The sequence below is a fragment of the Pseudoalteromonas sp. S1610 genome (assembly GCF_005887465.1).
GTDB classification, from domain to species: domain Bacteria; phylum Pseudomonadota; class Gammaproteobacteria; order Enterobacterales; family Alteromonadaceae; genus Pseudoalteromonas; species Pseudoalteromonas undina.
The window spans coordinates 1-286 of the sequence record NZ_PNDI01000139.1 but is presented as its reverse complement, the minus strand read 5'-3'; the positions used below and the strand labels follow the sequence as shown (position 1 = coordinate 286).

General features: G+C 37.4%; 1 protein-coding gene. It reads right to left on the bottom strand.

Translation table 11 applies throughout. The features are described from left to right. Window positions 1–39: 39 nt before the first annotated feature. Window positions 40–286, bottom strand: a 247-nt coding sequence (locus tag CWB77_RS18135) for an ERAP1-like C-terminal domain-containing protein (RefSeq protein ID WP_249931451.1), incomplete at its 5' end; no start/stop codon positions are given.

Genomic DNA, 286 nt, shown 5'->3' with positions numbered 1-286 from the left:
AAGTGAAATACAGTAATTATTTCTTTCTGCAAGCTTAATTTATTTGCGCGCATAGCCAGGTAAGTCATCAAGTTTAGCGTCAAAGAACGTTTGCGTTGTCGCTAAACTTTCAGCATCAGAGCTAGCAGTTGTAAAGTAAGGTATGAGAGGTACATAAAAGGGTGGCAAACTTTCTGTTTCTTTATCGTAGTTGGTATATATCCAATCAATAAAGAGTGCTTGACGTTCATCGGTGTAACTTTGCCCAGATAAATTAGTACTCATATCTGAAGAGGTTACTTCATCG